The organism is uncultured Thermosynechococcus sp. (genome assembly GCF_938074695.1).
Taxonomy (GTDB): domain Bacteria; phylum Cyanobacteriota; class Cyanobacteriia; order Thermosynechococcales; family Thermosynechococcaceae; genus Thermosynechococcus.
On record NZ_CALJEM010000065.1, the window covers coordinates 14,087 to 29,569 of the forward strand.

The following is a 15,483-nucleotide window of genomic DNA, read 5'->3' on the forward strand; positions in this document are numbered from 1 at the left end:
GGAATGGGGGAGAGGAAGGCAGAACAAGTCTAAAGGCTCAGGAAAAAGGGGGTATTGTTGAGGTTGGGCACTTTGTTGTGATTGCTGCTGAATGCGGGTTCCGGCCTCTACCTCTCGTCCAAGTCGCTGGCTAGTGTTGCGCCGGGTCAGCCAAATTGTGGGGGTGCTGGTGCGTTTTGGCAGCCAACTGTTGTGGGACTATGCTTGGCGGCGGGGGAGCAATCGCACCCAAGCGCAACGCGCCCGCTGGCTGGTGCAGCAATTACTCGTTTTAGGGCCAACATTTATTAAGATTGGTCAATTTCTTTCTACGCGGTTTGATCTATTGCCTCCGGCCTACATTGAGGCCCTCAAGAAACTACAGGATCAGGTGCCTCCCTTTGACTCGCAGCTGGCGATCGCCCTCATTGAGCAGCATCTAGGGCAATCCATTACGGATCTCTACGCCACCTTTGATCCTCATCCCCTTGCCGCGGCCAGTTTGGGTCAAGTCCACCGAGCAAAGCTCTACAGTGGTGAGGATGTGGTTGTCAAGGTGCAGCGTCCCCATCTAGAGGCACAGTTGTATCTGGACTATGTTGCCATTGGTGAACTCATTCGCTGGGGCGATCGCTGGCTCCCCTTCCTACGTCCCTATGCCCTTCAAGAGATCTATGAAGAGTTTTTCAGCATTCTGCTACGGGAAATTGATTACGTTCAGGAGGGGCAAAATGCCGATCGCTTTCGGGCCAACTTTGCCCAAGACCCCCATATTCGCGTCCCCAAAATTTATTGGACACACACCTGCCGCTATGTCCTGACGTTAGAGTATCTCCCCGGCATTCGCATTGACAATCGTGTCGCCCTGGAAGCCTTTGGTTTGAACCCCCAAGTCATCAACCAGCGGGGGATTTGCTGTTATCTGAAGCAGCTACTGATTGATGGCTTTTTCCACGCTGACCCCCATCCGGGGAACTTGGCAGTTACCAAGGAGGGCGATCTCATTTTCTATGACTACGGCATGATGACGGAAGTCCCTACCCTCAATCGGCAGCAGATGGTGCAAACATTTTTTGCCGTTCTGCAAAAGGATAGCGATCGCGTGATTGCTACCTTGATGGAATTGGGGCTGTTGATGCCAGTCACTGACAGAGTGCCCCTACAACGGATTATGCAATTGATTCTGGATCGATTTACCGAACGGCCTGTGGATTTAAGCGCCTTTAGGGAATTGCAACAGGAGGTCTATGCCCTTTTTGAGCAGCACCCCTTTCGCCTGCCTGCAAAGATGACCTATATTCTCAAGGCACTGACCACCCTCGATGGCATTGCCCGCAGTCTAGACCCTGCGTACAACCTCAGTGCAGCAGCCCAACCCTTTGTCAGGCAGTTGATGAGACATTCACGGGGAAGCTGGCGAGACCTGATTCAGCAAACCCAGACCCTGATCGGCCAACGGCTACAGCAGCCCAGTCGGGTGGAAGTGCGGCTGCAACAGTTAGAGAATCGTTTGGCTTGTGGTGAGCTGCAACTGTCGGTGCGCAATCCCACAATGGAGCGGCAACTGCGGCGGATTGAGAGTTTGTTGGTCTGTTTGGTGTATCTGGGATTGGCTGGTTTTACCCTTTTGGCGGGGGCAATGTTGTGGTCAGCCAAAGCCCTAGGGGGGGCGATCGCTCTGTTTACATTGGCAGCACTGGCAAGTTTGGCTTTCCTGCGCAGCTGGCTTCGCTTCCTTTGGCTCTGCCGCTGGCAATAGGCAAATCAGGCGGATTCCTTGAGGGTGCGGCGGAAGCCCAAGGCAATGAGAATATTGGCCAGTGTTAGGAAAAATTCTGCTCCCCCGTGCAACCCATCCACGTTGGCCAGTGTTGTGCCATAAACCTTTTGGGCATAGAGTCCCGCAGGAATCGTGACGGCAACAAACAGCAGCGTTCCATAAAAGCCAATGAGGGCGAGGCGGGGTGTACTGGGGTTGCGGGTCATGAAGTACAAGAACCCCAGATAGGGAAACAGGGAAAGGGCAAAAAAGGCATTCGTCAGCATTAGCGCCGTACTAGCTTCTTGCTCATTTTCCGCAGTCGGATGGATTTAGGCGTTACCTCCACTAACTCGTCGGGGCCGATGTATTCCAGTGCCCGTTCTAGGCTCATTTCTACAGGGGCTTGTAGTTGCACCAGTTCATCCCCTGTGGAGGAGCGGAAGTTTGTGAGTTGTTTGGCTTTGCAGACATTGATCTCCAAGTCTTGAGGACGGTTGTGCTCACCGACAATCATCCCCTTATAGACTTTGGTGCCGGGGGTAATGAAAAAGACACCGCGATCTTCGGCATTTTTCAGGGCATAGAAAGTGGCAACGCCCTCCTCAAAGGCAATTAAGACGCCATTGCGGCGGGTGCTGATCTCCCCTGCCAAGGGACGATAGTCCAAAAAGCTGTGGTTCAGGATTCCTTCGCCGCGCGTTAGGCGCATAAATTCGCCACGGAAACCAATGAGACCGCGGGCAGGAATCACAAACTCCAGTTGAGTCCGACCATTGCCCCCCACCTGCATATCCTGCATCTCGCCGCGTCGTTGGCCGAGGCGTTCAATACAGCCGCCAACGGCTTCATCGGGAACGTCAAGCACTAGGCATTCGTAGGGTTCGCAGGGCTGGCCATTGACTTCGCGGTAGATTACCTGCGGCTGAGACACTTGGAATTCATAGCCTTCGCGGCGCATGGTTTCAATGAGAATGCCAAGGTGCAATTCACCCCGACCAGAAACGGCAAAGCGATCGGGGGAGTCGGTTTCTTCGACCCGCAGAGCTACGTTGGTTTCCAGTTCCCGAAACAGGCGATCGCGCAATTGCCGCGAGGTGACAAAGGTGCCCTCCTGACCGGCAAAGGGGGAGTCATTGACCGCGAAGGTCATTTGCAGGGTGGGTTCATCCACCTTGATCAGGGGCAAGGCTTGGGGGTTGTTGGGGTCGGTGATGGTTTCGCCAATGTTGGCATCACTAAAGCCGGCGATCGCCACAATATTCCCAGCACTAGCCGTATTCAACTCAATTCGCTTCAGTCCTTCAAAGCCCAAGAGTTTGGTAATCTTTGCCTTGACAATTTGGCCATTCTCCTTGACCAAGGCCGCCGCTTGGCCGACCTGAACGGTGCCGTTGTGGATTTTGCCAATGACAATTCGTCCTAGATAGTCTGAATAATCTAGGGTCGTCACTTGGAGTTGCAGGGGGGCATCGGGATTCCCCACCGGCGGTGGAATGTGGCGGACAATGGCCTCAAAGAGGGGCTGCATATCCTTGCCCTCCTCATCCAGCGCTGTTTTTGCGTAGCCCGCCAAGCCCGAGGCAAAGAGATAGGGAAATTCACACTGATCGTCATCCGCCCCCAGTTCAATAAATAAATCCAAGACCTTGTCAATGGTCTTGTAGGGTTCCGCCTGGGGACGGTCAATCTTGTTCACGACCACAATGGGGCGCAGACCTTTTTCAAGGGCTTTTTTGAGAACAAACCGCGTTTGCGGCATCGGCCCTTCGTTGGCATCCACAATCAGCAGACAGCCCTCCACCATCCCCAAGACACGCTCCACTTCACCGCCAAAATCGGCGTGACCAGGGGTATCCACAATGTTAATTGTCAAGTCTTTGTAGCGCACCGCCGTGTTTTTGGCCAGAATCGTAATGCCGCGCTCCCGCTCCAGCTCATTGGAGTCCATCACGCACTCGGGAATGTCCTCCCCTTCTCGAAAGGTACCCGATTGACGCAGTAGAGCATCCACTAGGGTAGTCTTCCCATGATCAACGTGGGCGATAATAGCAACATTACGAATCGGCAGACTCATAGTGACTTCCTGCGTTTGTTATAGAACGTTGAGGAGTGTGACAAACCTTTACAATCCTAGCGCAGTTTGGTAAGGGAACTGAGCCGTAGGATCAGAGGCGTTTGCTGGCATCCCTTTCCTTTTATTTGGGAAGTGCTCTTGATGACGGATCGCCTGAGTTGGCGGCAAACCCATACTCCTGCTACAGCGGTGGTGCTGCATCCTCTACCTGTCTTGATGGGGTGGCTAGGATTGGAGGAACCTAATTTTTGGTTGCAGGGCATGACTGCTATGATTGCTCTTACTCTTACCTTACCTAGGCGATTGGCATCAGGTGCAGCGACAAAGCGCGGTTCCCTTTGTAAGTTCGCCTATGGATATTTACCTTTAGGGCTGGGCGCCAATTTGCCGTATTATCTACCCCTCGGTTTAGGGGAAGCGGGTCAGTTTATCTACTTTGATGGGCCGGGCTGGATTCGAACCAGCGTAGGCTTAGCCAACGGATTTACAGTCCGCCCCCATTAACCACTCGGGCACCGACCCTTTCATCGTGATTCCTTAATATACCACATCAGGGGGGACACTTGGCGTTCCCGTGTTTAGAGGACAGTTCTCTACTCGTCAAGGGTGTAGCTTTGCAGGTTTTCTAGGGGCTGTACTTTAAGGAGACGTTCGGCACGGCGAATCTCGCTGTCGCTGCCTTGAATCAAAATCAGGTATTTGCCCCGCTGCAATCGCTTTTCAAAGGGGATACCGGACTTACCCGTAATCACTACTTGGAGACCACCGCCTACAGTGAGACTCCCCAGAGCGCCAGCGATCGCCCCAAAGATGCCCCCCAAAAGACTATTGTTTAGGCGATCCAGCATCGGCAGAATGTCAATCTGAGTTGCTTGGTTAAAGGTAAAGCCGGCAAAGAAGCCAAAGGGCACTAACCATATAAGCATGCGCTGCATTTGCCGGCGGGCGACTTGAAATGGATCGGTGAGTCCCAATTCTGACCACTGTTTGTAGCCTCGACCCAACAGGGCTACTTTTTCCATTGGGAAGCCGTCCTTTTCAAGCTGGGTATAAACGGCCTCGGCTTGGAGGCGATCGCCCAGTGTCGCGACCAAGTAATTTTTCATGGCGATAGGATGAAGGAAATCTCTTGCTTGCAAAGCTATGCTGCCCCTATTGTCCCACTTTCGCCGCACCTTTGCTGATCTGGGCCTGATTGTTGTCGTGAGTGCCGTGGCCAGCACAGTTGTCATTGGCATTCGCGAACTGGGGGGGCTACAGCCACTGGAGCTGGGTGCCTACGATCGCCTAATGCAATTGCGCCCTATGCCTGAACCAGACCCACGACTATTGGTGGTGGCAGTAACCGAAGCCGATATTCAGCGTTACCGCTCCCTATCGTTGCCGGATCAACTTTATGCTCAAGCCTTCCAAAAACTCCTCAAACACCAACCCCGTGCCATTGGCCTAGATATTTACCGCGACTTTCCTGTACCGCCGGGGCATGAGGAGCTTAACCGCCTTTGGCTGAATTCGGATCGCCTTTTTGCTGTAACGAAACTGGGGGATGCCACTCACCCGACGATTCGCCCGCCCGCTGCCCTCAGTGCCGATCGAGTGGGGTTTAATGATATCGCAGTGGATGCGGGTGGCATTGTCCGTCGCAGTTTACTCTTTTTGCCGGACGATCAGGGGAATACGCTTTACTCCTTCCCATTGCGGCTGGCACTGCGGTATCTAGCGGATGAGGGAATTGAGCCTCGGGGCAGCGATGCGGATCCGCATGTGATGCAGTTGGGGCAGAGTATTTTCACACCCCTGCAACCCAATGATGGTGGCTATGTGGGAGCAGATACAGCAGGCTATCAGATCATGCTGAACTATCGCGGTGATCAGCGGACGGTGACGTGGGTGCCCCTTGAGGATGTACTGACGGAACGGGTAGCACCGGCATTGATTCGCGATCGCGTGGTTCTCATTGGCAACATTGCTGAAAGTGGCAAAGATTTTTTCTATACCCCCTTTAGCTCCGGTCTGCGAGATCAGCAGCGCATGGCGGGGGTGTTTATCCATGCCCAAATGGTGGGGCAATTCATTGATGCCGGTTTGGGCGATCGCGCCGTCATTTGGTTTTGGCCCGACAGTGTTGAGAATACTTGGATTATTCTTTGGGCACTGATGGGTGCTATCCTCGCTTGGCGAATACGTCATCCCGTTGCCCTAGGGGCGGCTGTGGGAGCCGCTCTGTTGATTCTGTTGCTCACCTGTTATGGTTTTTTTCTGAAACTGGGGTGGATTCCGCTTGTGCCACCGGCATTGACGCTCCTCCTTGCCAGTGGTGGGGTAGTCACCTATAGGGCACAGCAAGCCCAACAGCAACAGCAAATGGTGATGCGGCTGCTTGGTCAAACTATCTCGCCGGAAATTGCCGCCGCCCTGTGGGAACGGCGAGATGAACTCCTCAAGGATGGTAAGCTGCCCGGCCAGCGCCTGATTGCCACACTGCTTTTTACGGATTTGAAGGGGTTCAGCACGATTTCTGAACGGATGGAACCGGAGGAACTCTTTAACTGGCTCAATACCTACCTAGAAAAGGTAGTGGATGTAGTGCAAAGCTACCACGGCGTGATTAATAAGTTCACAGGAGATGGCATTATGGCGGTGTTTGGCGTGCCCATTAAACGCACCAGCCGCGAGGGCATTGCCATTGATGCTCGTAATGCGGTGGATTGTGCCTTAGCTTTGGGAGAACTGCTGGAGAACCTCAACCGCGAATGGGCCGCCCAAGGGCTACCGCAGGTGATGATGCGGGCGGGGATCTATACAGGTCCCATTGTTGTCGGCAGTCTCGGTGGCAAGAACCGCCTCGAGTACGGCGTTATTGGGGACAGTGTGAATACAGCCTCCCGCCTTGAAAGTGTGGACAAGCATCGCCAACCAAGTCCCTGCCGCATTTTAGTAGCACAGGAAACATTGGAGTACTTGGGCGATCGCTACGAGGTCGAGGCATGGGGACCGTTGGAACTCAAGGGCAAAGAGCGCAAAATTCAAGTGTTTCGTATTCTTGGCGTCCGCAAAGGGTTAGCCCTCTCCCCCAACCAGCCCACCGCTATTGAATTGGAGATCTAGCGCCCAGGAATCAGGGAACTGCTCAAGCGTTGCATAGCCCGTCTAGCAATATCGCGATAGCGCAATTCCCCACAGAGGACTTGACCCAACCGCTGGGTGGCAGAGGGGCGTTTTAGGGCAAGGCGATAGCCCACCCCCGGCATGCGATGGAAAAGAGCGGCAAGACGTTGTGCCCACACTAAATCTGTCCCCCATTCCTCCTGCAAGGTCTTGCTGTAGGTGGCCAAGGCATCTGCTTTTCCCCCAAGGGCAGCAGCAATGGCTTCGGCAGCCCGCATGCCACTGTAGAGGGCGGGACGAACCCCCTCGGCAGAAAAGGGATCCACTAGACCCGCAGCTTCACCGACAAGCAGAGCATGGTGGGTATGCAGGGGCTGCTGACCTGCCCACAGACAGAGGGGATGGTAGTGAATGGCACAGTCAGCCGGGGAAAGCCCATAGGCTGCGCAGTACTGCTGCAAAATGGGTTCCCAGTGGGGGCGATCGCTCCCCCGCACAACGGCAACCCCCACCGTTCGCCGATCTCCCTTGGGAAAGCTCCAGAGGTAACCATTTTTGACGAGGCCAAATTCAAAATGCGCGGCGCGATCGCCCGTCGGGTTGGGTACACTCATCACTGCTGCCGTGCGCACCACTTTGGGCTTAAAACCCAGCCACTGAGCCACTTGACTCTTGGCACCATCGGCAGCAATGAGATAGCGCCCTGCATAGGTTGTGGTTGCCGTGTGGATTTGCCAGTGATCTGCTTGGAACGTAATCCCGGTTACCTCGGTCTGATCCGCAACAACCGCCCCCTGTTGTTGTGCCTGCTGCAAGAGGTAGTGATCAAACACCGAGCGATCCACAATCCAGATCGGTTCGGGAATGCTCAACTCGGCTTCAACGGCATCACCAAGCTGCCAACTGTAGCGCACCGTGCGGGTGGTATCGGCAATGGCAGGCTGAAAGTCAAAATCAAACCATCGGCCAACCGCCGGTGAAACACCCCCTGTGCAGGGTTTGTAGCGAGGCAGAGGGGCCTTTTCAAGGACTAAGACTGAATGCTGGCGCCGCGCAAGATGATAAGCGGCTGCCCCGCCCGCCGGTCCGCCCCCCACAATAATGCAGTCGTACATTTATCCTGTGCTGGCTCCTTTCACCGAACCTCAATGGATGCAAAACTGCCGCTAGCCTATCAGAATTTGCTTAACTTTTCTCAACACTGCTACTGACAGTTACCGCGATGACTGGGAACGGCGTCGCCGACAGCGATCGGAACAGTACTTCACCTCCTGCCAGCAATCCGCCCACTTTTTGCGCCACTGAAAAGGACGCCCGCAGACGACACAAATTTTGCTGGGGAAGTCCGCTTTGCGCCGTTGTTTTGCCATAGATTCCCAAGCTCTACCCTTCGGTGACACAGGCCGCCAGCTGCGTCAGAAGCGTTTGATGATCTAAGTTCTGGCCAATAAGCACCAGTTGATTTTTGCGTTCGCCTCTCCAGTCTTCATCATCGAGGCTAAAGCGCTTACCGCTGAGGTGAAAGACATGGCGACGGGGACTTTCCTTAAACCATAGAATGCCCTTGGCGCGAAAGACCGATTCCGGCAATTGGTGGTCAAGAAAATACTGGAATTTCCGCAGTTCAAAGGGGCGATCGCTCTGGAAGGAAACAGAGGTAAAGCCATCCTCCTCCAAGTGATTAGAGTGATGGTGATGATCACCATGGTCGCAATGTTCGTCACACCCATGATCGTGGTCGTGATCGTGGGGATTATCATGTTCGTGCTCCGCCTCGGGATGGAAGTAGCGATCGCTCTGAAACAGCCCCACACTAAGAATTAAGGGAAGAGGCACCTGAGCCTTAACAGTGCGAATGATTCGTGCCCCTTCTCGCATTTCGCGAATCCGCCGTTCTAGCTCCTGCAAGCGTTCCTCAGTCACTAAATCCGCTTTGTTTAGAAGGATAATGTCACCATAGGCAATTTGGCTTTGGGCAGCACTGCTATTGAACAGATCGAGACTAAAGTTTTCTGCATCCACCACCGTAATAATCGAATCTAAGCGGGTGAGATCCCGCAGATCGGTACCTAAAAATGTCAAGGCCACCGGCAGGGGATCCGCTAGCCCCGTCGTTTCCACCACTAGATAGTCCACCTTATCAGGGCGTTCAAGAACCCGATAGACAGCATTCACCAAATCATTGTTGATCGTGCAGCAGACACAGCCATTGCTGAGTTCCACCATGTCCTCTTCACTGGCCACCAAGAGTTGGTTATCAATGCCAATTTCACCAAATTCATTGACGAGCACAGCGGTTTTCAGCCCCTCTTGATTGGTCAGGATATGGTTGAGGAGCGTGGTTTTGCCACTGCCAAGAAACCCCGTAATAATTGTCACCGGCAGGCCGTGCTTCAGTGTCTCCATTTTGGCGGTTGCAGAAACAGGAGAGGTCGTCATAGGCGGCGAGTCAAACGCGAGAATTGTTCTCAAATTATAGCCTCTGCACTTCGCTCAAGGGGTCAGCGATCGCTGTAGGCTAGAAACAGATGTTTATATTTGGTTAACTATTGCCGTAGAGCTGTGTTCAAACGCCTCTTTGCGCATTTTAGAGCGTTCCACAAAGTACAGTAACCTGTTGGAGCTTAACGACTAAACCCTGTATGTCCAATCAGCCGCTGCAACGACGCACCAAAATTGTCGCCACCATTGGTCCAGCCGTCAGCCACCCCGATAAACTGCGAGCAATTATCCAAGCGGGAGCGACCACCCTGCGTCTGAATTTTTCCCATGGTACCCACGAGGATCATCAGCGCAGCATCCGCCTGATTCGCCAAATCTCCTATGAATTGGGGCAACCCGTAGGCATTTTGCAGGACTTGCAGGGCCCGAAAATTCGCCTTGGCAAGTTTGAACATGGCTCTATTTCCCTGAAGCGGGGCGATCGCTTTACCCTCACGAGCCGCCCCATCATGGGCAATCAGCACATGAGTTCCATTACCTATCCCCCCTTGGCGCAAGAGGTTCCCGCCGGCGCGACCATTCTGCTGGATGATGGCCGTGTGGAAATGGTGGTAGAAGAAGTGGACAGGGAGGCCGGTGAACTCCACTGCCGAGTGGTTGTGGGGGGTACCCTCTCCAATGCCAAGGGCGTGAACTTTCCGGGGGTTTACCTCTCCATTAAAGCCCTGACAGAGAAGGATCGCGAAGATCTGATGTTTGGCCTCAATCAAGGAGTGGATTGGGTGGCTCTGAGTTTTGTGCGCAATCCCCAAGATGTGCTGGAGATCAAAGAACTGATTGCCAATGCCGGTAAACAGGTGCCGGTGATTGCCAAAATCGAAAAGCATGAGGCAATTGAGCAAATGGATGCCATCCTCTCTCTTTGTGATGGCGTGATGGTGGCACGGGGCGATTTAGGAGTTGAATTGCCTGCCGAAGATGTGCCGATTCTGCAAAAACGGCTAATTGCCGCGGCAAATCGCTTGGGTATTCCCGTGATTACGGCCACACAAATGCTGGACAGCATGGTGAAAAGCCCCCGCCCCACCCGTGCGGAGATTTCCGATGTGGCCAATGCCATTCTCGATGGCACGGACGCGGTGATGCTCTCCAATGAAACGGCGATGGGGGACTATCCCGTTGAGGCGGTGAAGATGATGGCCACAATTGCCGCCCGCATGGACAGCCAATCCCAACTGCGTCAACCCCCCGTTGCTGAGTCTATGGCAGTGCGTTCTATTCCCGATGCCATTAGCCAAGCGGTAGGACAAGTGGCGGCTCAACTCAAGGCTAAGGCAATTATTACCCAAACAAAAACAGGGGCAACAGCGCGGAATGTTTCTAAATTCCGTCCTCAAATTCCCATCTTGGCGGCAACCCCCCACATTGAAGTGGCACGGCGGTTGCAGTTGGTCTGGGGGGTAGAACCACTGCTGACATTAGATCACCCTTCGATGCGGCAATCGTTTCAAGCAGCCATTAACGCCGCTCAAGAGCGGGGCTTTCTTGAGGAGGGGGATCTGGTGGTGATGACCGCCGGCACACTCCAAGGGGTGCCTGGCTCCACGGACATGATCAAGGTGGAACTGGTTACCTCGGTGATGGGACGGGGCTGTGGCATTGGTCATGGGTTGGTGAGTGGCCCTGCACGGGTGGTGCAAGGAGGAATGCCCGTGCGCACGTTTAATAGTGGCGAAATTTTGGTTGCCGAGCGCACTAGTGCTGAACTCGTAGAAGCCATTCGCAAAGCGGCAGGTATTATTACCGAAGAGGACAGCCTCACCAGCCATGCGGCAGTTTTGGGGTTGCGGCTGGGAATTCCGGTGATTGTTGGGGTCAAAAATGCCACCCGCCTGATTCGGGAAGGCACCATCTTGACAATGGATGTGGAGCGGGGGTTGGTCTATTCCGGTGCCCGCAATGGGGTTGAGCGATCGCCCGAATAGGAGGGACAGATGATTTTTTTTCGGACCCATCCCTATCTCACGGATTTAGTCGCACGGACGCTTCAAGCCACTTGGCAACAGTTTCCCTGGCTGGGACAAGAGGACATTGCCCTCACCTTACTGGTGTATCCGCCGCCCATTCCGGTCAATACTGGGGGTGCCCTCACAGCAGCGGAATTTTGGCAATACTCGATCCCCGGTGCCGACTATCGGGGCGACGTGCCCTTCTATCCGGCCAGCGTTGTGAAGCTGTTTTATTTGGTGGCCTGTCATGAATGGCTCCACAGTGGCATGCTCCAACCCGATGCGGAATTGGAACGGGCTATGCGGGATATGATTGTGGACTCTAGTAATGATGCCACCAGTTTGGTGGTGGATATGCTCACAGGAACCACCAGTGGTCCGGTGCTGCCCCCAGCACCCTTTCGCACCTGGCAATACCAGCGGAATATTGTCAATCGCTATTTTCAGTCGTTGGGGTGGCCAGAGCTAGCCCATATCAACGTGAATCAAAAAACGTGGTGCGATGGCCCCTATGGGCGAGAACAGGAGTTTGTCGGGCGCGATCGCCGGAATGCGAATCGGCTAACCACCAATGCAACCGCTCGGCTGCTCCACAGTATCGTTGGCGGGGTGGCAGTGTCGGCTAAGGCCAGTCAAGCCATGATGGAATTGCTGGAGCGATCGCTCGATCCAGAACTGCTGGCTGAGGATGCAGAAAACCAAGTGCAGGGCTTTTTGGGGGAAGGGCTACCGCTGGGGGCAAAGCTGTGGTCAAAGGCGGGACTCACCAGTTGGGTACGCCATGATGCCGCCTATATTGAACTACCCGATCGCTGCCCCTATACCTTGGTGGTCTTTACGGAAAATCGCACCGCCAGTACAAATCCAGAGGTATTGCCCTTCATTTCTCGTCAGATTGCCAGTGGTATTCCGACCCTAGAGAGCACCGGAGTACTGTAGGCCACTGACCACTCCCGCCGCTAACAGGTGACCAAAGCTCGTAGTAGCCAGCAGTTCCGGCAGACCAAAGCCTTCAAAGAGGGCGGGCAATGCAATGGGTAAAGCGGGGCCTTTTCCCCGTGATTGAATGGCATAGCGGCCAATGGCGATCGCAAACAGGTTGCAGAGGATCACCACCAAACCCACAGAGGGCGTCCAAGTCGTATCGGGGAGTGTGGCTAACACCATGGTTCCTCCTAAATGGGTACAATTGCCCATGAATTATAGGGAACCGCCTGATTGCCTGCCCCGGTTCGTTACAAAATAGTGCATCTCGTTACAAATGCTTAACCCAACCATCCCAGTCAACATTGCCGTCAAAATTTGTGGCTTGACTTTGCCAGAGCAGGCAGTCGCAATCGCCGAAATGGGCGTCCGTGCCCTTGGGTTTATTGCTGTACGCTCCTCGCCCCGCTATGTGCCCCCAGAAGTGATTGCCGACATTTGCCACCTATTGCCCCCGGCAGTGCTCACTGTAGCCGTTGTTGCCAATCCCGATCTGGAGGAATTGCAACATCTTGTCATAACCACAGGGGTGCAAGGGGTGCAGCTCCATGGCAGCGAATCTCCTGAATTTTGCCAGCGGGTGCGGGATACCTTCCCCGATCGCGTGCTGATCAAAGCCCTGCGGGTGCGATCGCCAGCCACCCTTGCAGAGATTCCTGCCTACGCGCCGCTTGTGGATCGCATTCTCTTGGATGCCTATCATCCCCAGCAGCTGGGGGGTACGGGTCAGCCCTTTGATTGGACACTGCTTAAAGGCCTACAAATCCCTTGCCCTTGGTGGCTGGCGGGGGGGATTACGCCCGAAAACTGTCGGCAGGCGATCGCCCAAACTCAACCCCAGGGCATTGACCTGTCTAGTGGTGTAGAAAGCCGACCGGGCGTCAAGGATTTAGGTCGCGTGGCGGCGTTGCTGAGTAACCTAGGGATAAATGCAAATCATTCCCCGCACCCTGAGGGCACCCGCTTCTAGCTGCAACGCCTGAATGGCTACCCCTTCCCCCAAGTCAATGGCCACCGTGGGGTGAGGGTCACGTTCCCCTTGCCAGTGCACATTTTCCAGACAAAGCGTCCGCTCATCCTGTAGGCGCAGATGAGTCTTCAAATGCCAGTCCGCCTGCGCCCCTTGGGCATTCACCATCGAGAACACTAGGTTGAGGTAGCCAGCCCCCAATTCTCCCTGCGTATGCAGTAGTTGCCACTCTTGAAGATTCACCCCCCCTTTGCCCAAGCCCCGCTGATGCAGCAACTTCAAGAGTTCCCGTAGGCCGGATTGCAGCAGGGGAGCACCTAAGGAGGCGTTGAGATCCTCTTGGCTGAAAACCAGTTCCCCCTGCACGGGCACGGCTGCCAACAGTTTGAGGGGTTTCCCTCGCAACACTTGTCCTAGATTGATCTGAATCTGTTCGGCTTGGACGGCTGCTTGGCGCAACTGAATGCCGCGATAACTGGCTTTTGTGGCCGCAACACGCACATGGGGTAAATATCCCCGCAGAATCTGGCGATCGCTCCCCTGAATCTGAATTTCTAGACCTGTTACCCCTTCCAACTGCGAGGATAACCACCAGTGCAAGGCGGGTTGCAAGATTCGTGGAATTAGCCCTCGTTCAGAAGTCAGAGACGGTGAAACAGCATTGAACTCTTCAGCTATTTCTGGCCCTGTGATTGACATAGCGACTCCTCACCCATGAATGCCCCCCTAGGCGGATTGGGGGTCAATTTGCCCATCTTAACGAAACGGGATGCTGATTTGGTCTTGCCAGTGGCAACTTTCCTAGTCTGTGAGAGCAGGGAGTCTAAGCACACGCCGATCGCCCTCCAAGCCCGCACAAGGGTGGGGGTGTGTCCCGCTGGGGGGATTTTGGCAGCGATCGCCTTTTGCCGACCTTCTTTTGGAATTCGGTGCTGGATTTAGGCCGAGAGGGTCACCAATAGGTGGGGATCCACCTTGAGGCGAGTGGCTAAGGTTTGTAGGTGACGGCGATCGCCCTCGGTAAGGTGCATGCCATTCTGGCGTAGTTCACCTATGAGGCTATAAAGCTGCTCCTGTGCCCGATCCAAATTCAGGTTCAAACCTAAAGCATCCCCGATTGTAATCAAGTCCTGAAGCAGCGGACACAACTGGCTAAGGGTGTCACCGTTGAGGTGATGGGCAAGGTAACGCAAGCCGGTGCTAATTTGCTGCTCGAGGGGCCGCTGTTGCTCCTGAAGGCTAAGGTGACAACCCAACAACCGCGCTTCACGGGCGATCGCCGCCAGTTCTGCTAAATGGCTGTGCAGATCTGCCAAGGGCAAATCACCGAGATCGCTGAGGTCTTGCTCTAAACTCCGCAAATGGCCAATGGCACGATGGGTCAACGCCACCGCCGCTGCCACCTGCAATTCTTGGGGCACACTCAGACCATCCCGCTGAAACCCCATGAGAATCCCATAGTTATCGCGATAGACTTGGGTATAAAGCTGATCCAAGCGGGTGAGGGTTTCCCGCGCCAGCACACCCATGAGGCGATGTCGTTCCTCTGCAAAGAGATCGTCCAAGTTGTAGGCCACGCCACCAAAGCGTTCCGTAATCGCCATAACCACCCGCGCCGCACTGCCCTGTTGGAAAACTTGCAGGAGATGGGTTTTAATTTGGCTATATTCGCGCCGCCCTTGGAAGGGTTGAATCGCGCAGTGGAAATCCCAGCCCCCCAAGTGCAAGACGGCAAAGATGAGCAATTGTGACTCGGTTGTAATCGTTGAAGTAAGTTGAATCTGGCCGATCGCCAAGGTCAGGCTGCCCATGCGTTGTAGATGATAATCCCCCTGCTCAATCTCATAGCAGTAGAGCTGGTGGTGGCGGGGGTAGCTATTGAAGAGGGAACTCATGGCATAGTGGGCGGCCACCTGCTGCAAGCTAATTTGAGCCGTTTTCACCAACTGGTAATAGACCCCTGCCCCATCGCCAAACTGCGGCACATTGCTGGGGGCAGCCCTCAGACGCTCAACAAACTCCGCTTCCAACTGCACGCCGGCAACATCCCCCGCAAGCTCGATCGCCCGTGCCGCATAGCGGAGAATCTGCACCCCCTCAGGCCGCGAGAGTTCATCGAAGAACCAACCACAACTGGTAAACATGAGCAGGGCAT

At 54.5% G+C, this 15,483-nt stretch carries 15 protein-coding genes and 1 tRNA gene; 6 read left to right on the plus strand and 10 right to left on the minus strand.

Going from position 1 to position 15,483, the window contains the following annotated elements:
• Positions 1-91 precede the first annotated feature (91 nt).
• Positions 92-1,738, plus strand: a complete 1,647-nt coding sequence (locus Q0683_RS09500; RefSeq protein ID WP_298977443.1) for an AarF/ABC1/UbiB kinase family protein — start codon at positions 92-94, stop codon at positions 1,736-1,738.
• Positions 1,739-1,743: 5 nt separating this feature from the next.
• On the opposite strand, the gene Q0683_RS09505 is transcribed toward Q0683_RS09500, so the two are convergent.
• The 4 genes from Q0683_RS09505 to Q0683_RS09520 all read right to left on the minus strand — a co-directional run bounded on the left by Q0683_RS09505 (position 1,744) and on the right by Q0683_RS09520 (position 4,921).
• Positions 1,744-2,025, minus strand: coding sequence for a DUF3593 domain-containing protein (locus Q0683_RS09505; protein ID WP_298615910.1), 282 nt, complete (start codon positions 2,023-2,025; stop codon positions 1,744-1,746).
• The gene (typA, locus tag Q0683_RS09510; RefSeq protein ID WP_298615912.1) at positions 2,025-3,815 is read right to left on the minus strand and encodes a translational GTPase TypA; all 1,791 of its coding nucleotides are present in this window, start codon (positions 3,813-3,815) and stop codon (positions 2,025-2,027) included. Before typA ends, Q0683_RS09505 begins: the two co-directional genes overlap by 1 nt.
• Before the next feature lie 440 nt (positions 3,816-4,255).
• Positions 4,256-4,337, minus strand: a tRNA-Tyr gene (locus tag Q0683_RS09515).
• 71 nt (positions 4,338-4,408) lie between these two features.
• On the minus strand, positions 4,409-4,921 hold the full coding sequence (locus Q0683_RS09520) for a hypothetical protein (RefSeq protein ID WP_298612379.1): 513 nt from the start codon (positions 4,919-4,921) through the stop codon (positions 4,409-4,411).
• A 37-nt stretch (positions 4,922-4,958) separates the two neighbouring features.
• On the opposite strand from Q0683_RS09520, the gene Q0683_RS09525 reads away from it, so the two are divergent.
• A complete protein-coding gene (locus Q0683_RS09525; protein WP_298977445.1) occupies positions 4,959-6,923 on the plus strand; it encodes an adenylate/guanylate cyclase domain-containing protein in 1,965 nt (654 codons plus the stop codon).
• On the opposite strand, the gene Q0683_RS09530 is transcribed toward Q0683_RS09525, so the two are convergent.
• The 3 genes from Q0683_RS09530 to Q0683_RS09540 all read right to left on the minus strand — a co-directional run bounded on the left by Q0683_RS09530 (position 6,920) and on the right by Q0683_RS09540 (position 9,362).
• Complete coding sequence (locus tag Q0683_RS09530) at positions 6,920-8,038, minus strand: geranylgeranyl reductase family protein (protein ID WP_298617321.1); 1,119 nt, start codon at positions 8,036-8,038, stop codon at positions 6,920-6,922. The two genes, Q0683_RS09525 and Q0683_RS09530, sit on opposite strands and share 4 nt — an antisense overlap.
• 99 nt (positions 8,039-8,137) lie before the next feature.
• Complete coding sequence (locus Q0683_RS09535; RefSeq protein WP_298617323.1) at positions 8,138-8,293, minus strand: DUF2256 domain-containing protein; 156 nt, start codon at positions 8,291-8,293, stop codon at positions 8,138-8,140.
• A gap of 13 nt (positions 8,294-8,306) precedes the next feature.
• Positions 8,307-9,362 (minus strand): GTP-binding protein, encoded by a 1,056-nt coding sequence (locus tag Q0683_RS09540; protein ID WP_298617325.1) that lies wholly within the window; start codon positions 9,360-9,362, stop codon positions 8,307-8,309.
• A 203-nt stretch (positions 9,363-9,565) separates the two neighbouring features.
• Between Q0683_RS09540 and pyk the strand changes: the two genes are divergently transcribed.
• Together pyk and Q0683_RS09550 are read left to right on the plus strand one after the other, a co-directional pair.
• Complete coding sequence (gene pyk, locus Q0683_RS09545; RefSeq protein ID WP_298977448.1) at positions 9,566-11,350, plus strand: pyruvate kinase; 1,785 nt, start codon at positions 9,566-9,568, stop codon at positions 11,348-11,350.
• Positions 11,351-11,359: 9 nt separating this feature from the next.
• On the plus strand, positions 11,360-12,313 hold the full coding sequence (locus tag Q0683_RS09550) for a serine hydrolase (protein WP_298617611.1): 954 nt from the start codon (positions 11,360-11,362) through the stop codon (positions 12,311-12,313).
• Here the strand turns inward: Q0683_RS09550 and psaK are convergent.
• The gene (gene psaK, locus Q0683_RS09555; protein WP_298617614.1) at positions 12,290-12,541 is read right to left on the minus strand and encodes a photosystem I reaction center subunit PsaK; all 252 of its coding nucleotides are present in this window, start codon (positions 12,539-12,541) and stop codon (positions 12,290-12,292) included. The two genes, Q0683_RS09550 and psaK, sit on opposite strands and share 24 nt — an antisense overlap.
• A 94-nt stretch (positions 12,542-12,635) precedes the next feature.
• Here psaK and Q0683_RS09560 point away from each other — a divergent pair, with 94 nt between their 5' ends.
• Complete coding sequence (locus Q0683_RS09560) at positions 12,636-13,328, plus strand: phosphoribosylanthranilate isomerase (RefSeq protein WP_298617617.1); 693 nt, start codon at positions 12,636-12,638, stop codon at positions 13,326-13,328.
• On the opposite strand, the gene Q0683_RS09565 is transcribed toward Q0683_RS09560, so the two are convergent.
• Positions 13,278-14,027, minus strand: coding sequence for a DUF2993 domain-containing protein (locus tag Q0683_RS09565; RefSeq protein WP_298617620.1), 750 nt, complete (start codon positions 14,025-14,027; stop codon positions 13,278-13,280). The two genes, Q0683_RS09560 and Q0683_RS09565, sit on opposite strands and share 51 nt — an antisense overlap.
• A 15-nt stretch (positions 14,028-14,042) precedes the next feature.
• Here Q0683_RS09565 and Q0683_RS09570 point away from each other — a divergent pair, with 15 nt between their 5' ends.
• Positions 14,043-14,270 carry a hypothetical protein gene (locus Q0683_RS09570; RefSeq protein WP_298617623.1) on the plus strand — a complete coding sequence of 76 codons (228 nt, stop codon included), beginning with the start codon at positions 14,043-14,045 and terminating at the stop codon, positions 14,268-14,270.
• Here the strand turns inward: Q0683_RS09570 and Q0683_RS09575 are convergent.
• Positions 14,267-15,483, minus strand: a 1,217-nt coding sequence (locus tag Q0683_RS09575) for a DUF3536 domain-containing protein (RefSeq protein WP_298977451.1), incomplete at its 5' end; no start/stop codon positions are given. The genes Q0683_RS09570 and Q0683_RS09575 overlap by 4 nt on opposite strands.